Annotated in this window: 1 pseudogene; it reads right to left on the bottom strand. The window is 69.6% G+C overall.

The window, feature by feature from the left end:
• Positions 1 to 280: pseudogene (locus STRTUCAR8_RS46825) on the bottom strand (autotransporter); the annotation flags it as partial.

The following is a 280-nucleotide window of genomic DNA, read 5'->3' as shown; positions in this document are numbered from 1 at the left end:
TGACAGGCGCAGGGTGCCGTCCACCCGGATGTTGTCCTGGTTGAGGCGGAACGCCGGGGTGTTGTAGGGGAAGTGGCCGATCAGGCCCGCCGTTCCGCCGTTGCCGTACTGGAGAGTGGCTCCCCGCTCGACCGTCACCGCCGGTGCGTCGGGGTTCGTCACCGTGACGTACGGGTGGTTGCCGCCCGGGATGCTCACCTTCTGCCCCTGCCGGGACCTGGGCAGCGTGAAGTCGCTGTCCCTCGTCAGGATCAGGGTGCCCGTGCCGCGCACGGTGAGG

Origin of the sequence: Streptomyces turgidiscabies Car8, assembly GCF_000331005.1 — a bacterium.
Classification (GTDB): Bacteria; Actinomycetota; Actinomycetes; order Streptomycetales; family Streptomycetaceae; genus Streptomyces; species Streptomyces turgidiscabies.
The sequence above is the reverse complement of the archived record's forward strand: the minus strand, read 5'-3'. Positions and strand labels throughout refer to the sequence as shown.